Here is a 16,261-nt window from a genome sequence, read left to right on the forward strand (position 1 = left end):
TCTCCCTCACCCTTGCTCAGAAATCCGCAGGCCCGGCAGACGTTACGCCGCCGGGCGACAGGATGCTCAGAATAGCATAATCAGCCGCTGAACACGTTGCCGGCACCCGGCGCGGTTTTCAGCACCCAGACGCGGCCGTAGTGATTATACCAGCCTGCGCGGTGCCCGGCGTCCGGGCCGATGCCCTGATAAATATCGAAATGCTGGCCTTTAATCGCGCCGCCGACATCCAGCGCCACCATCAGCCTGAGCTCATATTGTCCGTTGAACTTGCCGTTATTGTCCAGCAGCGGCACCTCTGCCAGCAGCGTGGTGCCTGCCGGAATAATCGAGCGGTCAGAGGCCACCGACGCGCGGCCAATCAGCGGTACGCCGCTTGCGCCTTTCACCGGCGCGTAATTTTGCGGTTTAAAGAAAACGAAAGACGGGTTTTCTTCCAGCAGCGCGCGTACTTCCTGCTCGCTGTGGGTTTCGCCCCAGTGGCGAATCGCCTGCATCGACATATCTTCACGCTTCACTTCACCGCGATCGATAAGCACTTTACCGATGCTGCGGTACGGATGGCCGTTTTTCCCGGCATAGGCGAAGAAGTTCAGCGGACGACCGTCGCCGAAATCGATATAGCCGCTGCCCTGCACATCCATAATGAAGTTATCCATCAGCGAGTTGCTGTATGCCAGCACGTAGTTATCGCTGAGCGCGCCAGCGTAAATCTCGGCGCGCGACGGCAGGCGTCCGCGTTTCGGCGGCATACGGTAAATCGGGTACTGGAATTCGCCCTGACGGGTATAGCGCGCCTGCACCACCGGCGTGTAATAGCCAGTGAACTGGACGTTACCGTAATTATCCGCCCCTTCCATCTGCCAGGCGTCGATGCCGAACTGGCGCAGCGAGCGGGTATCGCCACCGGCGCGCAGCCACTCCTGCACGGCGTTATAGACGCTGCTTTGAGAGCCAAAAAGACGCGGCGAGGCGCTGCGAATAGCCGCGACCTGCTCGGAGAAATCTCCGGCGTTAATGGGCGCGCCAACGGCGTCCGGCTGGTTTACCAGCGAAAACGGCTGCGTAAATTTGCCGTCTTTATATTGCTGACCGCGATCGGTCGGTTTGGAGGAACAGGCGGAAAGCAGCGCGATCATCGCCCCTGCCGCCAGATATTTTGCCCAACGTCCTTTCATGACTCTCTCCGCTATTGCGCTGTCCGCAGGCGAAGATAGCAAACCGGCGCTCGCAAGGAAACGCATAAGCCCTTTCAGACAGGCATCGGGATTAAAGAATCATCAACACGGATAATATTTCGGCAAGCTGACGCCGATTCAGCTTATTGTTTTAAAAAAAGGTTGCAACGAAAGCTCAGCGGAGTATAGTGCGCATCCACGGACGCGGGGTGGAGCAGCCTGGTAGCTCGTCGGGCTCATAACCCGAAGGTCGTCGGTTCAAATCCGGCCCCCGCAACCAATTAACGCGCACGGCGCGACAATGTGAAGCAGTAAGACGGACGCGGGGTGGAGCAGCCTGGTAGCTCGTCGGGCTCATAACCCGAAGGTCGTCGGTTCAAATCCGGCCCCCGCAACCAATAAAATGAACACCCTGACGGGTGTTTTTTTATGCCTGCAATTCAGCATTCCCTTTGTCTGCCTTTTACGGCCAGTCAAAAAGGCGCGTTATCCGCGCCTTGCCAGCGTCCCGCCATCGGCGAAATACGCTTTTATCCCTGCCAGAATCGACTCCGCCACTTCCTGCTGGAATGTCGCGGTGCGAAGCTTACGCTCCTCTTCCTCATTACTGATAAACGCGGTTTCGACCAGAATCGACGGAATATCCGGCGCTTTCAGCACGGCGAAGCCCGCCTGATCCACTTTATTCTTATGCAGTTTGTTCACCCGCCCGAGACGCCCTAACACCTCTTTGCCAAATTTCAGGCTGTCGGAAATCGTCAGCGACTGCACCATATCGAACATGGTGTGATCGAGATAAACGTCCCCGCTTTTACTCACGCCGCCCACCAGGTCCGCGGCGTTTTGCGTTTGCGCCAGGTATTTCGCCGCCGTACTGGTCGCGCCTTTAGTTGAGAGCGCAAAAACGGACGAACCGCGCGCGGCGCGGCTGGTAAAGGCGTCGGCGTGAATAGAGACGAACAGGTCGGCGCGCTGCTTCTGGGCCTTCGCCACGCGCACTTTTAGCGGAATAAAAATATCTTCGTTGCGGGTCATGAACGCTTTCATGTTCGCTTCGCGTTCAATCAGCGCGCGCAGGCGGCGGGCGATTTGCAGCACCACATCTTTCTCACGCGTCTTATTCTTGCCAATCGCACCGGGGTCTTCGCCGCCGTGGCCGGGGTCGATCATAATGACTATCGGGCGATCGCGCCCTGCTTTGCCCGGCTGCGGGCCGCTGGTGGCAGGCGGCACCTGTTTATCGAGCTCGCCCTTGTTGTAATCCTCAAGCAGCGCCAGCAGCGGATCCTGCTCGTTAGTGCCGTTAGCCGGGTAGAGATCGATAACCAGACGTTCGCGGAACTCGGCGACCGGTGCCAGCGCAAAAAGATGCGGCGTCACGTTTTTCTTAAGCTCAAACACCATGCGCACGGTTTTCGGGTCAAACTGCCCGACGCGCGCGGATTTTATAAACGGATCGTCGACACGGATCTGGCTGCCCACGCCTTTTAGCACCGCGTTCAGGTTAACGCCTTCGAGATCAACCACGATGCGTTCCGGGTTACTTAGCGCGAACTGGCGATATTTCAGCACACGGTTAGATTCCAGCGTCACGCGGGTATAGGCGGAAGCAGGCCAGACGCGCACCGCAATAACCTGGCCCGACGCAGCCAGGCCTGCCTGGCTGACGCTCAATAACCACATCGCCCCCGCGCCCTGTAACAGCTGGCGGCGACTAAAAAGATGACTGGAACCTGACATGCCACTCCCGAGCACTAATGCGATTAACTCAACTTACGACCAAAATGGCCAAAAACTTTAGCGAATGGTAGCGAAACTGTCATCTATAAAAGGGTAAACAAATGCCTTTGAACGTCTAAGTTCGCGGTAATGACGCGCCGCCGCCATAAAATTGCCACTTGCGCATGGGATAATAAAAGAATAAAAATACACAAATTACGAATAACCATTCACTGAGAGGTTTTGCCGTGGTGAAGGAGCGTCGAACTGAACTGGTCCAGGGATTCCGCCATTCTGTTCCCTATATTAATGCCCATCGGGGCAAAACGTTTGTCATCATGCTTGGCGGCGAGGCCATTGAGCATGAAAACTTTTCCAGTATCGTCAACGATATAGGTTTGCTTCACAGCCTCGGCATCCGTCTGGTGGTGGTGTATGGCGCGCGTCCGCAAATCGACGCGAACCTTGCCGAACACCATCATGAACCGGTTTATCACAAACACACCCGCGTCACCGACGCCAAAACGCTGGAGCTGGTAAAGCAGGCCGCCGGGCTGTTGCAGCTCGATATCACCGCCCGTCTCTCAATGAGCCTCGGCAACACGCCGCTGCAGGGCGCGCATATTAATGTGGTGAGCGGCAACTTTATCATCGCACAGCCGCTCGGCGTGGATGACGGCGTCGATTACTGCCACAGCGGGCGCATTCGCCGTATCGATGAAGACGCTATTCACCGCCAGCTCGACAGCGGCGCGATTGTGCTGCTCGGGCCGGTGGCGGTGTCGGTGACGGGCGAGAGCTTCAACCTGACGTCTGAAGAAGTCGCCACCCAGCTTGCCATCAAGCTCAAGGCTGAGAAGATGATCGGGTTCTGCTCGTCGCAAGGCGTGATGAGCGACGACGGCGACATTATTTCCGAGCTGTTCCCGAACGAGGCGCAGGCGCGGCTCGACACGCTGGAAGCGGCAGGCGACTATCACTCCGGTACCGTGCGCTTTTTGCGTGGCGCGGTTAAAGCCTGCCGCAGCGGCGTGCGTCGCTGCCACCTCATTAGCTATCAGGAAGATGGCGCGCTGTTGCAGGAGCTGTTCTCCCGCGACGGCATCGGCACGCAGATTGTGATGGAGAGCGCCGAGCAGATCCGCCGCGCCACCATTAATGACATCGGCGGCATTCTGGAGCTTATCCGGCCGCTTGAGCAACAGGGCATTCTGGTGCGCCGCTCGCGCGAACAGCTGGAGATGGAAATAGACAAATTCACGATTATCCAGCGCGATAATCTGACCATCGCCTGCGCCGCGCTCTACCCCTTCCCGGAAGAGAAAATCGGCGAGATGGCGTGCGTGGCCGTGCATCCGGATTACCGCAGTTCAGCGCGCGGCGAAGTCCTGTTGCAGCGCATCGCCACCCAGGCCAAACAGATGGGTTTATCCAAACTGTTTGTGCTTACTACCCGCAGCATTCACTGGTTCCAGGAGCGCGGGTTCGCGCCGGTGGATATCGACCTGCTGCCCGAAAGCAAAAAGCAGATGTACAACTACCAGCGCCGCTCGAAGGTGCTGATGGCGGATTTAACCTGACAGCCCCGCTGCGGCCTGGCCATCGCCGGGCCGCGCTTATTGTTCAAAGCAGGCCATCAGGCCGCTGCGCCTTTCTGTTCTGGTCGCGATGGCCATCTCCAGCACCCGCTCATCCGCATACAGCGACAACCGCCGCCGCGCGCGCGTAATCGCCGTATAGACCAGTTCTCGCGTGACCACCGGCGCGAACTGCCCCGGCAGGAGCAGCGCCGCATGATCGAACTCTGACCCCTGCGACTTATGCACCGTCATCGCCCACGCGGTGTCATTATCCGGCAAGCGGCTTGGCACGACGGGTTTCAGCTTGCCGCCGGGCATCGGGAACCAGACGCGCAAACCGTCGCCACGATCCAGCGCCACGCCGATATCGCCGTTAAACAGCCCCAGCGCGCTGTCGTTGCGCGAAATCATCACCGGCCGCCCTTCATACCAGCGCGACAGGGGCGTGCGACGAATCAGACGCCGCTGCGCCAGCGCATGCTCCACACGCTCGTTAAGCCCGGCGACGCCGAACGGCCCTTCACGCAGCGCGCAAAGCATCTGGAATTCGCTGAAGGCCGCAAGAATCGCCTCCGGCTCGGCACGTTCGCGGACCAGCGTTAAGAACCGCTCGTAGCCCATCAGCGTCTCGTCAATCATCTGCGCGTAGTCATCGTTACCCACTAGCGTCTTGCAGGCGATATCGTCAAAGCCCCGGCTAAACGTCGCTCTGGCGGCGCGATGATCGCTGCGATTAACGGCAAACGCGAGCTGCCCAATGCCGGAATCACTGCCAAAGCGATAGCTTTTCTGCAGCAGGCACAGGCAGTCGCGCAGCGCGCCTGCCGGATGCGGCTCACCGCCGTTAATGTGACACCCCGTGATGCGGGCAAGCTCGGTGGCGCGTTCAGTGGTAAAACCGTGGTTCACGTAGTGGCAGATATCACCGAGCACCGCGCCCGCTTCTACGGACGCCAGCTGATCGCGATCGCCTAAAAAAATCACCCGCGCATGGTCCGGCAGCGCCGCGATAAGCCGCGCCATCATCGGCAGGTCTATCATCGAAGCCTCATCCACCACCAGAACATCCAGATGCAGCGGGTTACCTTCGTGGTAGCGCAGACGCTGGCTGCCTGGCTGCGCGCCCAGCAGGCGGTGCAATGTGCTGGCCTCTTCCGGCAGCGCGTTTTTCTGCGCGTCGCTCAGTGGCAAACGACGCAGCGCAGCGCCGAGCGATTCCGTCAGGCGCGCCGCGGCTTTACCGGTCGGCGCGGCAAGGCGGATACGCGGCAGTTTCTCTTCTGAGAGCTGCACCATGGCCGCCAGCAGTTTTGCTACCGTGGTCGTTTTGCCGGTGCCCGGCCCGCCGGAAATCACCGAGATGCGCCGGGTGAGCGCGACCGCTGCCGCCACTTTCTGCCAGTCCACTTCATCGCCTGGTGGCCCAAAAAGTGCCTCCAGTACCGCGCTCAGGCGTGCTTCTTCCAGTTCAATACGATGGTTACGCTCGCGAAAGAACGCCGCGACCGCCAGTTCATGACGCCACATGCGGTTGAGGTACAGGCGCTCGCCAATCAGCTTCAGCGGCGTCGGCGCCTCGTCCTCGCTCACCGCAGGCGACGCTAATAACAGCGAACGCCAGTCGTTCGGATTGCCCGCCGCCTCAAACAGCGTTTGCGCCATTTCATCGTGGCGCCCGGCGAAGCAGTGCGTCGCACACAGCCGGGAGAGCGGCAGACAGACGTGGCCTTCACCGGCGTCGCGGCTCACCAGCGCGGCGGCGAGCATCACCGCCGGTTCATCATCGCTTGCCACCATCATCGCGAACTGGGCATCCAGCGGGCGCAGAAGCTTTTGCACCACGGCCTGCTGGATCAGTTGATGCATTTTCATGACACTTTCTCCTCTGCACCGGCAAACAGCGCGTCCATCGCCGTGACCAGCGCCTGCGCCGGGCGAGTCGTAAAGATGCCCTGGCGCATATCTTCTTTCGTTACGCCGCGCAAAAACAGGTAAATCACGCCACCGAAGTGGCGCTCGTAATCATAGTCCGGCAGGCGATGACGCAAATAACGGTGCAGCGCCAGCGTGTATAGCTGATATTGCAGATCGTATCGGTGCGTCTGCATCGCCTGCGACATCGCTTCCACCGTATACGCTTCCGGGCTGTCCCCAAGCCAGTTCGATTTATAATCCAGCAGGTAATAACGCCCCTGCCAGCGGAAAACCAGATCGATAAAGCCTTTCAGCATGCCGCGCACCTGGCGGAAATCGAGCGGCGGACACTGCGCCGAAAGCGGGTCGTGCTCGCGAATCAGCGCGTCAAGCGCCTCAGGGCGCAGCGCGGCGTCAATCGGCACGTAAAACTCCAGCTCCACCTGTTTATCTTTCGCGCCAAGCTGATTCAGCGACACGCCGGTCTCGTTCAGTGGCGCGCTCAGTACGTCATCTATCCAGCGGCTCAAAACCGGCTGCCAGGCCTCATCGAAACCGCCCAGCTGCAACTGCTGCGTTACCCACTCCGCTGATACCGGCTGGGTAAAATCGATCTCCTCAAAGAGGCTGTGCAGGAAAGTGCCTGGCGACGCGCCGCGTGGAAACGTATGCGGCGACATTACCGGTTCATCAGGCACGTCACGCGCGCCCGCGCCGTCCAGATCCAGCTTCGGCAGCAGATCCAGCGCGCGCCCTGCACCATGCTGTTGTAAACCTGAATAACTGGTGACGCGCCATTCATCAATGATGCGTCGTTGCAGCTCACGTGCAGCAAGCGTCGGCGGCGCTGACTCCGGTGGCATCCAGGGCGTGTTATCCGGCTCGCCCGGGATCTCCAGCGCCAGATTTTCATCGCATAAGGCTTCAATACAGCGACGCAGGCCGTTCGCATCCAGCGCTTCGCCTTGTTGAATCAGCCTGCCAAGCGCGCTGCGGTGGAGATCGGTTTCCCCTTCTTTTGCGCCACGGCGGCGAAAGAGCGGCGCCACGCCCAGGCTGCAATGCCAGATGGAGCGCGTCAGCGCCACATAAAGCAGACGTAAATCCTCCGCCAACCGCTCCATCTCCGCCAGTTCAAGGCTCTCTTCAGCGTTGCTCAGATCGAGCATCGGCGTAAACGTCTCGCGATCGTGGTAAAAGGCCTGTTTCTGTTCGCGAAAATCGGCAATAAAGGGCAGCCAGACCAGCGGATATTCAAGCCCTTTCGATTTATGAATAGTGACGACCTGAACCAGATGTTTATCACTTTCCAGACGCAGTTGCTGGCTGGAGGCGCTCGCGTCCGGCTCGGCGATATGCTGGGCTAACCAGCGCACCAGCGCATATTCGCTGTCGGCCTGCGCGGAAGCCTCCTGGAGTAATTCGCTCAGGTGAAGAATATCCGTCAGCCTGCGTTCGCCGCCCGGTGTGGCGAGCAGATTTTCCGCCACCTGACGGTGTGTCATGAGCGCGCGCAGCATCGGCATGACGCCGCGGCGCAGCCAGATCTGACGGTAGCCGTCAAACTCCTCTACCAGCGCATCCCAGGCGTTTTCATTTTCATTGAGCGCCTCAATGGCTGGCGCATCCAGCCCGAGCATGCTTGCCGCCAGCGCGCTGCGAAGCCGCGTCTCCACTTCCGGTGCCAGCACGGCCTGTAGCAACCAGAGCATCTCCAGCGCCTCCTGGGTTGCGAAGACGCTGTCGCGGTTAGAAAGATAAACAGAGGGAATGTTTAGCGCATTCAACGCCTCGCGTACCAGATTCGCTTCAATGCGGTTACGCACCAGCACCGTGATATCTGACGCCTGTACCGGTCTCGCACGCTCTTCGCGCCACAACAGCGCTTCACCCTTCATACCCGCGCTTAACCAGTCGCGGATCTGCTGCGCACAGACGCGCGCCATTGTTTGTTGGTAATCACTTACTCCTGCGCCGTCGCCTTCCATAAGCCAAAGCTTCATGGCAGGTTGAGTCTTCCCGGCAAAAGTAAAACGCAGCGACTGGTTGCGTGCGGCAGGCTTCACCGCCAGAAAAGGGATATCGCGAAACATAAACGCGTTATCCATCTGGCTGAATATTTTATTGACGCTCTCCACCATGCCTGGTGCCGAACGCCAGTTCGTATCAAGTGTATAGTGAGCGTTTACTTCCCCGCGAGCACGCATGTAAGTAAAGATATCCGCGCCGCGAAACGCATAAATCGCCTGTTTTGGATCGCCGATGAGCAGCAACGTGGTCTCTTGCTGGCCCAGCCAGATGCGACGGAAAATACGGTATTGCTGCGGATCGGTATCCTGAAACTCATCGATCATCGCCGCCGGGTAACGGGTGCGAATCGCCGCCGCCAGCGCCTCGCCGCCCGGCTGATTCAGCGCCTCGTCAAGACGGCTCAGCATGTCGTCAAAGCCCAGCTCGCCGCGGCGGCGCTTCTCCTGCGCGACGGTGTAGCGGATTTCCGCCATCGCTCTGGCAATGAGCAGATCGCGGATGGTGAAAGGCTCGGCCAGCAGCGCATCGATTGCATCAAACACCGCATGGCGCGGCGCATCGCCTTTTTTGGTCTTCTCAAGTAGCGTGCTCTGGGCAAATTTCTCAAGCGCGCCCGGCAGTTGCCAGGAAGTGGTCTCTTCCTGCGCCCAGGCGGCCATCTGGTCAAGCCATGCGGGCAAATAACGGCTGCTGTAGCTGCGCTTATCGACGCCCGAATTCTGAATCAGCGCCGCCAGCTCTTCAGCGTTTTCACGCCACAGGGCTTTCACCTCGTCAATACGCGCTATCGCGTTTTCATAGCGCGATTCAATCGTTTCGTCATCCGGCGGTGGCGTTTTGAGCTTAGGCGCTTCGCCATGCAGAAAGCTGTTTACATCGCGCAGCAGCGATTCCGGCCCGTCCCACTGTTCGCAGACCACGCGCGCCAGGGGTTTGGCGAGCGGGTAACAGTGGCGACGCCAGAAATCGGCGCAGGCCTGATAACGCAGCAGCGATTCATCTTCAATTAACTGCTGCTCGAATGGCATCCCCGATTCAAAGGCATTCAGGCTCAGCATGCGCTGGCAGAAGCCGTGAATGGTAAAGATGGCCGCCTCGTCTATCTGCCGTTCCGCCAGCAGCAGGGTGCGGGCCGCCAGTGGTTTATCCGGAATCTCATCCAGCAGCCGCTGGTAGAGCGGATCGTCGGTGCGCTCGCGCAGACAGGCCACACGCAGTTCGTGAATATTGCTGCGAATACGCCCGCGCAGCTCTTCCGTCGCGGCTTCGGTAAACGTTACGACCAGCAATTCTTCTACGGTTAACGGGCGTGGGTGAGCCGCCTCGCCGCCCAGGCCTAACAGCAGACGCAGATACAGCGCTGCGATGGTATAGGTTTTCCCGGTGCCAGCAGAGGCTTCTATCAACCGCTCGCCCGTTAAGGGCAGGCGGAGGGGATCAAGGGAGGCTGCGGGCTCATCGGTCATTGCGTATCACTCAGAAGCGGTAAAGATTGTTGCAAGTCGCTGACGCTCTGATACACCGGCCATCCTTCAGGCGCTGCATAACGCGCCTGCGGGCTCTGGCTGCCGGAGACCTGTGAGAGGATAGTCATACCCTGTCGGGCCAGTACGGCCTGATGGAAAAAGTCGGCCAGTTTTTGCGGCGTCAGCTGTCTGATTTCGGCCACAACTTTATCACGAGAATCGAAGTTTAAATTATCCCGATCAAAGTCTTTACTCACCTGCGAGGCTTCTTCGCCAAGCGTCTGTGGTGCCTGCTGCATGTCGTTGATGATACTTTGCTGAATATGCGCAAAATCCTGCGCGTTCAGCGTGCGAAGCCGCGACTCCACTTGCGGGAAGAAAGCCTGATAGCGCTTCCAGAGATAATCGGGCTGCTTTTCGCTGCTTTGCAGCAAGAAACCGATCCCCCACTGGCGGCCAACAGGCATCGGGAAGGCGAAGACGGCATAACCTAATTGCTCCTGCGTACGCAGCTGGTTGTAGAACCAGGGCGAAATAATCTGCCCAAGCATGGCGCTGCAGGCAGAGCTGGTCGATTCGTTATACCCGACAGGCACAAACAACGCGGCCAGGGCGGAATCCGTGCTGCTGCCCACTTTGTTAAAGATAGCCTGCTGCGCTTTATCTACGCTGACGTCCCGGGTGCGCGTCCAGCTTTTCCCTTTCAGGCCCAACTGACGAACGGCCTCCTGTGTGAAATTTTTCACCTGCTCAGGGGCGAGGTTGCCGACCACAAGGAATTCCGCGCGGGCATGGGTTTTCAGGCTCTCGCGATAAGCGAGGATGTCCTTTAGTGTGATTTCCGGCAACAGCGCGCGGCGCGCTTCACGCTGGAAATACGGCACCTGAGAGACCATCTGTACCGGCATAATAGCCTGATCGTAGGCTTTGCCCTGCTCCGCCGATGCCAGCATCTGCTTATACCAGGATTTCGCCTGCGCCAGCTGATCCTCGGTAGGCTCGTAGCTGAAATAGCCGTCCAGCAACGTCAGGAACAGCTTACGTAAGTGCTGGGTGTAGCCATTCGCGCTAATCATCAGCCCGCTGTTGGCGCTGCTGGAGAAACTGATGCCGCCCACGGAGGCCTGGTTGCTCAGCTGATCAAGGGCAATCCCGGCCAGATAATCATTCAGCGCGAACAACACCTGGTTTTTCGCACTGTTCATCGCCTGCTCATTGCGCAGCACCAGCGTGATATCCGCTCTCGGCTCGCTGGCAAAATAGCGGCTTGGCATATAGAGCACGCGCAGTTCCGGCTCCTGAACCAGCAGTTTAGGATGCGCATACGGCTTCTGGGGTTTAATCAGGCTGAAATCGCTCGGGATATAAGGGTTTGGCTCCGGCAAAGTAAGCGAAATCTGCTGCCCGAGCGTTTGCCACTGTTTTAGCGTTGCCGCCGGGATTTTATCCACCTGATACGGCGCGCCGACAAAATAGGCCGTTTTGTTGTGCGGTTCGTCAGGGCTGATATACCAGATACGGGCGTTTTCCGGCGTCATCATCGCAAGGCGCGCGTTCACCGCTTGGGGATCGAACTGATCCGCAATATTTACCACATCCAGCGTATGCTCAACGGGCACGCGCAGCATGCTGTCAGCCAGCCACTCAACATAATTCATATCCCGGGTGATGGAGGGATAGCGGAAATCGAGATCCAGCACATGAGAAAGCTCGGTGAAATAGCGTTTATCAATGCCTTTATCACGAAGCGTCTGAAGGTAACGGAAGATGGCTGCTACGACGTTGTCGCGCTGCGCGAGTCCTTTATCCGTCAGCGAGACGGAAATGACCATCACGCCGCTGTTTCCGGCGACAACCGGATCGGAGTCCGCTCTGACGCTTTCGGCAAGCCCCTCTTTTTGCAGCCAGTCAGATAATGTGCCAGGACTGCGGCTGCCTATCATGTAGCCGATGAGTTCATCGGTTTTACTGCGGAATTTGTCGCTGTTGTTATCGATGCGAAATTCAACGCGCAACGCCTTAAGCGGCTGCACAGGGACATAGTGAATAAAAATGCCTTGCTGTGCGGGTGTTACGACAGGGGTAGTGATTTCAGGCGCCGTCAGGTTTTTATTCGGCACGCGTCCCCAGGTTTGCGCGGCCATGCGGGCAAGCTCCGGCAACGGGCGGTTACTGTAGACCACGGCTTTCATGAGGTTCGCGGAGTAGTATTTATCCCGAAAGCCCACCAGTGCCTGATGGAGCGGACTGCCAGGCTTATCACGCAGCGTCTCCAGGTTGCCGCCGGAAAAACGCGAGCCCGGATGCGCCGGGTTTAACGTTTCGGCGCTGATTTGCGCCATACGCATCCCGTCGCGCGCACGCGCCATGGTTAATTCCGCATTTACCGCGTTGCGTTCACGATCGGCATAAGTTTTATCGAGATTCGGCGCAGCGATCGCGTCCGCAAGCCTGTCCATCGCGCCATCGAGAGCGTCATTTTCTACTTCCAGATACCAGGCGGTGCGGTAAGGTGCCGTGCTGGCGTTATGGCTTCCGCCGTGCAGCTTCAGGTATTCCGCCAGACTGTCAGGCTCAGGGTATTTTTTGGAGCCCATGAGCGTCATGTGCTCAAGATAATGCGCAAGCCCCAGATGATCGTCAGGGTCTTCCAGCGAACCTACCGGCAGCACCAGCGCGGAGAGCGATTTTACGGCCTGCGGATCGCAGACCAGTAAAACCACCATTCCGTTATCGAGCCGGATAGCCTGGTATTGACGGTTATCACGATCGCTTTTACGGATCGTTTCTTTCAGTGGTTGCCAGCCTGTATCGGCCTGAGACAAGGGAGCCCAGAAGGCCATGCATAACAACAGCGCTTTGTACCAGTTACGACATCCAGGCATCAATAAACCTCTCATTTACTGCTTCTGCTATTCATCATTAACATGCGGCGCATACGGCTACGTCCTTCTTATGAGGGCGTCAACGTCGCCGTCTGCGCTTAATGGTCAGGGTTGGTGATGGCGGAACAGCGGCAGCAGATAACGCTGCGCCTCGCGGATGATGGCCTCGTAATACTCCGGCTCCAGGTTACGCCACAGACGCTGATACCAGATATCCATCCCCTCGCCTTCTACCATCTGGTTACCCGTCCAGGCCTGAATCAGCTTATTACGTGCTTTCAACTGGGTTTCTTCATCCCACAAAATGGCATCGTTTTTCACGTCATAACAGGCTTTTAGCCACTCACCGCCACTCTGTGGCAACAAAATCAGCGGTTCGCGCATTCCCTGCTGATACCCCTCGGTAAGCTCGCGCAAATAGTGCTCCGCTTGCTCACGCGGTACGGGCGGAAAGCGCCAGCAGCTATCTTTACGACCATAAAGGCGGCTGGTTCCTTCACCGCCACAGGCACAGTAGACCAGATGCTCAAGCCAAAGTTGCATTCCATGTTCAACACGCAGTATGGAAGGCCGCCACCGTAACAGCCCGTCCTGCTGCACATGCTGCAACCAGCCCGTCATTTCGACATTACCAAGCTCAAGCGCAATTTCCTGGCTTTCGCCGCCATCGCGCTCGGCAAGCACTCGCTCGGCCAGAGCCTGCATTTCCTGTAGCTGGCTTTCCCAGAACAGCTCGCCGAACGCGCCGTAAGGGAGCTCACCTGCCGCACGGTATCGACGATAGAGTGCTTCAGGATCTTGTTGCTCCACCAGCGTATTCAGTAGCTGCTGATTCATGTGGTAGCGACCGAGGCTATCCAGCGTGAAAGGCTCGGCATCCGGCAGTTCGCTCTCTTCCGTGCGGAAGTTAACTTTCAGCCGCAACTGGAAAAAGGCCCGCACCGGATGGCGCCAGAAGCGCTGGAACTGTTCAAATGGCAGCTCCTCAAGCGTGACTGGCGTCAGCGGTTTGATAAATTCCGGATGCGCCTCACCCTGCTCGCTGGCCGCAGGCAGCCATTCGCGGGCGTAGCTCTGAGTCTCTCTGGCAGGCTGAAAGTTTTCCGCATCAAAAGGTGTTCTAGGGTAGAGCCGCATCAGGTGGGCTTTGACCTTTTTCGCGCTTTCATCACAGTTAAGCGCCTCGTCGCCCGGCAGATAATGGCTCTGGGCGAGATAATCCACCAGCTCCTGCACCAGCACTGATGGATACTTTTCGCTGTTATCCTGTACCGAGCGGCCAATGTAGCTGATGTAAAGTTGCTGCTGGGCGGAAATCAGCGCCTCCAGGAAGAGGTAACGATCGTCGTCGCGACGGCTGCGATCCCCACGCTGCGGCTTCTGGCTCATCAGATCAAACCCCAATGGCGCGAGCGTCCGCGGATAAACGCCATCGTTCATGCCCAGCAAACATACAACCTTAAAAGGAATCGAGCGCATCGGCATTAACGTACAGAAATTTACCGGTCCGGCGAGAAAACGCTGGCTGATGCGCTCCTGGTCGAGCATTTTCGCCAGCTCATCACGCAGCAACGTGAGCGGCACTTCATCTTCATAATGTGCGCTAATGCCTTGCTCGATAATCGCCTGCCACTGCTGTTCGATGAGCGCCAGCGCGGCTTCGGTCTCAGCATCAGGGGCAAAGAAGCTATCGAGCATTTCCCGACAGACCGGCAGCCATTCCGCCAGCGGCCGCGCCTGCGAAAGCCCTTTGCGCCACAGGTTAAGCTGCATTAAGAGTTCAGCAAGATGGCCGACCAGTTCAGCAATTAACCCGCTGGATTCATCATACGGCAACACCGACTGCCATTCGCCAAGATGGCTTTCCATGGCGTAGCCCAGCAGCATACGGGTAAGACCAAACTGCCAGGTGTGCTGACCGGTCGCTGGCAGCGCCAGTTCACGCACGTTGTCATCATCAATGCCCCAGCGTACGCCGGACTCATTCACCCACTGTCGCAGGAAGCGCAGCCCCTCTTCGCTGATATTGAAACGGGCGGCAAGCGACGGGACTTCCAGCAGTGCCAGGACATCTTCAGAGACAAAACGGCTGTCCGGCAGCGAGAGTAAAGTAATGAATGCCTGAAGCGCAGGGTGCGCCTGACGCGCGCGCCGGTCAGAGATGGCGAACGGCAGGTATCGCTCCTGGCTCGCGCTGCCAAAGACAGCCTGAATAAACGGACTGTAGCTGTCGATATCCGCCACCATCACGATGATATCGCGCGGCGTCAGCTGTGGATCGGCCTCCAGCATTTGCAGAAGCTGGTCATGGAGAATTTCCACTTCGCGCTGGGGGCTATGACAGACATGCACACTGATACTGCGATCGTCAGGATCCAGCAGGCGTTTTCCATCGCTGCGCTCAAACTCCTCAAGCGTCACGCCCGCCTGCGCCTGATTACGCAGTTCCAGCAGATCGAACTGCAGACTATGCAACAGGTTATCGGGTTCGAGATCGACAAATACATCCATCTCCTCAAAACGCTCAAGGCCTGAAAGCAGGTACGTGTAGTCACGACCTAATTTGCCCCAGGAAGCAAGCAGCGGGTTTCCCACTTCCTGCTCGCCTTCTTCATTGAACAAAGCGGGGGCCGTTTCGCTGTCTTTAAAAAGCGGTGCCGTTCCCTCTTTCGCATGCAGTTTACGCTTGCGGCTTAACAGGCGCGCGAGGAAAGCCGGATCTTGTATATCGCCCCAGTAATAACGGCACGGGTTAGTAAAAAGTAGATGCACATCAATGTGTTTACCCAGCGCCTGTAAAGCCTGTAGATAGACAGGGGGCAGCGCCGAAATGCCACAAATAAACACGCGGGCGGGCAGCCCTTCCGGGCGGCTTTCCGCCGTCTCAAGCGTACGAATAAAACGCTGATAAAGGTTGGCGCGGTGCCACTGCGGCTGCCCGAGCGCTGCGGTGTGTTCAACCAGCGCCCGCCAGAGCGGCGCCTGCCAGCGCTGTGGCTCGCCCAGACCATCGACAACATCTCCTGCCTCCCAGCGGGTTAACCATTCGGGGCGATACACCAGATACTGATCGTAGAGATCCGCCACGCGTGAGGCGAGCTGGAACAGCTTGCGTTTATCTTCGTCATCGTGCAGGTAGTGCCGCAGCATGTCGAAGTCAGGCGAAGTGAGCATACCTGGCAAAAGCTTCATGAGTTTCCAGCTCATGTTCTGTTTGGTAAAGGCGCTCTCCTGCGGAATATCGCGCAGCACGCGCACGAACATGTCCCAGATGAAGCTTGCCGGAAGTGGAAACTCGATATTCGCGGCGATGCCAAATTTCTGTGCCAGGCTCATCTGCAACCACTGCGCCATACCGGTGCTTTGCACCAGGACGATCTCAGGCTCGAAGGGATCGGGAAGCGGCTGTTGTTCAACAATGAACTCCATAATCGCTTCCAGCACATCAAGCCGGTTGGAGTGATAAACCCGTAACATAGTGACTCCTG

Annotated in this window: 7 protein-coding genes and 2 tRNA genes; 3 read left to right on the top strand and 6 right to left on the bottom strand. The window is 58.1% G+C overall.

The features are described from left to right. Nucleotides 1–80: 80 nt before the first annotated feature. Nucleotides 81–1,178 carry a murein transglycosylase A gene (gene mltA, locus ACUW6V_RS08660; RefSeq protein ID WP_004385385.1) on the bottom strand — a complete coding sequence of 366 codons (1,098 nt, stop codon included), beginning with the start codon at nt 1,176–1,178 and terminating at the stop codon, nt 81–83. Between the two features lie 203 nt (nt 1,179–1,381). Here mltA and ACUW6V_RS08665 point away from each other — a divergent pair. After that, nucleotides 1,382–1,458: transfer RNA gene (locus ACUW6V_RS08665), tRNA-Met, on the top strand. Nucleotides 1,459–1,499: 41 nt separating this feature from the next. Beyond that, nucleotides 1,500–1,576: transfer RNA gene (locus ACUW6V_RS08670), tRNA-Met, on the top strand. An 88-nt stretch (nt 1,577–1,664) separates the two neighbouring features. Here ACUW6V_RS08670 and amiC read toward each other — a convergent pair. Next, nucleotides 1,665–2,918: an N-acetylmuramoyl-L-alanine amidase AmiC gene (gene amiC, locus ACUW6V_RS08675; RefSeq protein ID WP_012123899.1), complete on the bottom strand. Its 1,254-nt coding sequence runs from the start codon at nt 2,916–2,918 to the stop codon at nt 1,665–1,667. 227 nt (nt 2,919–3,145) lie between these two features. Here amiC and argA point away from each other — a divergent pair, with 227 nt between their 5' ends. Then, the gene (argA, locus tag ACUW6V_RS08680; protein ID WP_007701355.1) at nt 3,146–4,477 is read left to right on the top strand and encodes an amino-acid N-acetyltransferase; all 1,332 of its coding nucleotides are present in this window, start codon (nt 3,146–3,148) and stop codon (nt 4,475–4,477) included. 36 nt (nt 4,478–4,513) lie between these two features. On the opposite strand, the gene recD is transcribed toward argA, so the two are convergent. From recD to recC, 4 genes are all read right to left on the bottom strand, one after another. Next, nucleotides 4,514–6,349: an exodeoxyribonuclease V subunit alpha gene (gene recD, locus ACUW6V_RS08685; protein ID WP_454038250.1), complete on the bottom strand. Its 1,836-nt coding sequence runs from the start codon at nt 6,347–6,349 to the stop codon at nt 4,514–4,516. Continuing rightward, a complete protein-coding gene (gene recB / locus ACUW6V_RS08690) occupies nt 6,346–9,888 on the bottom strand; it encodes an exodeoxyribonuclease V subunit beta (RefSeq protein WP_454038251.1) in 3,543 nt (1,180 codons plus the stop codon). Before recB ends, recD begins: the two co-directional genes overlap by 4 nt. Then, the gene (ptrA, locus tag ACUW6V_RS08695; protein WP_454038252.1) at nt 9,885–12,773 is read right to left on the bottom strand and encodes a pitrilysin; all 2,889 of its coding nucleotides are present in this window, start codon (nt 12,771–12,773) and stop codon (nt 9,885–9,887) included. Before ptrA ends, recB begins: the two co-directional genes overlap by 4 nt. A gap of 105 nt (nt 12,774–12,878) precedes the next feature. Next, entirely contained in the window at nt 12,879–16,250 is a 3,372-nt protein-coding gene (gene recC / locus ACUW6V_RS08700) for an exodeoxyribonuclease V subunit gamma (RefSeq protein ID WP_105504186.1), read from the bottom strand. Nucleotides 16,251–16,261 lie beyond the last annotated feature (11 nt).

The sequence above is a fragment of the Cronobacter sp. 153480017-3 genome (assembly GCF_053627815.1).

Bases quoted from the DNA above. Each gene is read 5' to 3' on its own strand.
- mltA (WP_004385385.1), bottom strand. From the start codon at position 1,178: ATGAAAGGACGTTGGGCAAAATATCTGGCGGCAGGGGCGATGATCGCG.
- amiC (WP_012123899.1), bottom strand. From the start codon at position 2,918: ATGTCAGGTTCCAGTCATCTTTTTAGTCGCCGCCAGCTGTTACAGGGC.
- recD (WP_454038250.1), bottom strand. From the start codon at position 6,349: ATGAAAATGCATCAACTGATCCAGCAGGCCGTGGTGCAAAAGCTTCTG.
- recB (WP_454038251.1), bottom strand. From the start codon at position 9,888: ATGACCGATGAGCCCGCAGCCTCCCTTGATCCCCTCCGCCTGCCCTTA.
- ptrA (WP_454038252.1), bottom strand. From the start codon at position 12,773: ATGCCTGGATGTCGTAACTGGTACAAAGCGCTGTTGTTATGCATGGCC.
- recC (WP_105504186.1), bottom strand. From the start codon at position 16,250: ATGTTACGGGTTTATCACTCCAACCGGCTTGATGTGCTGGAAGCGATT.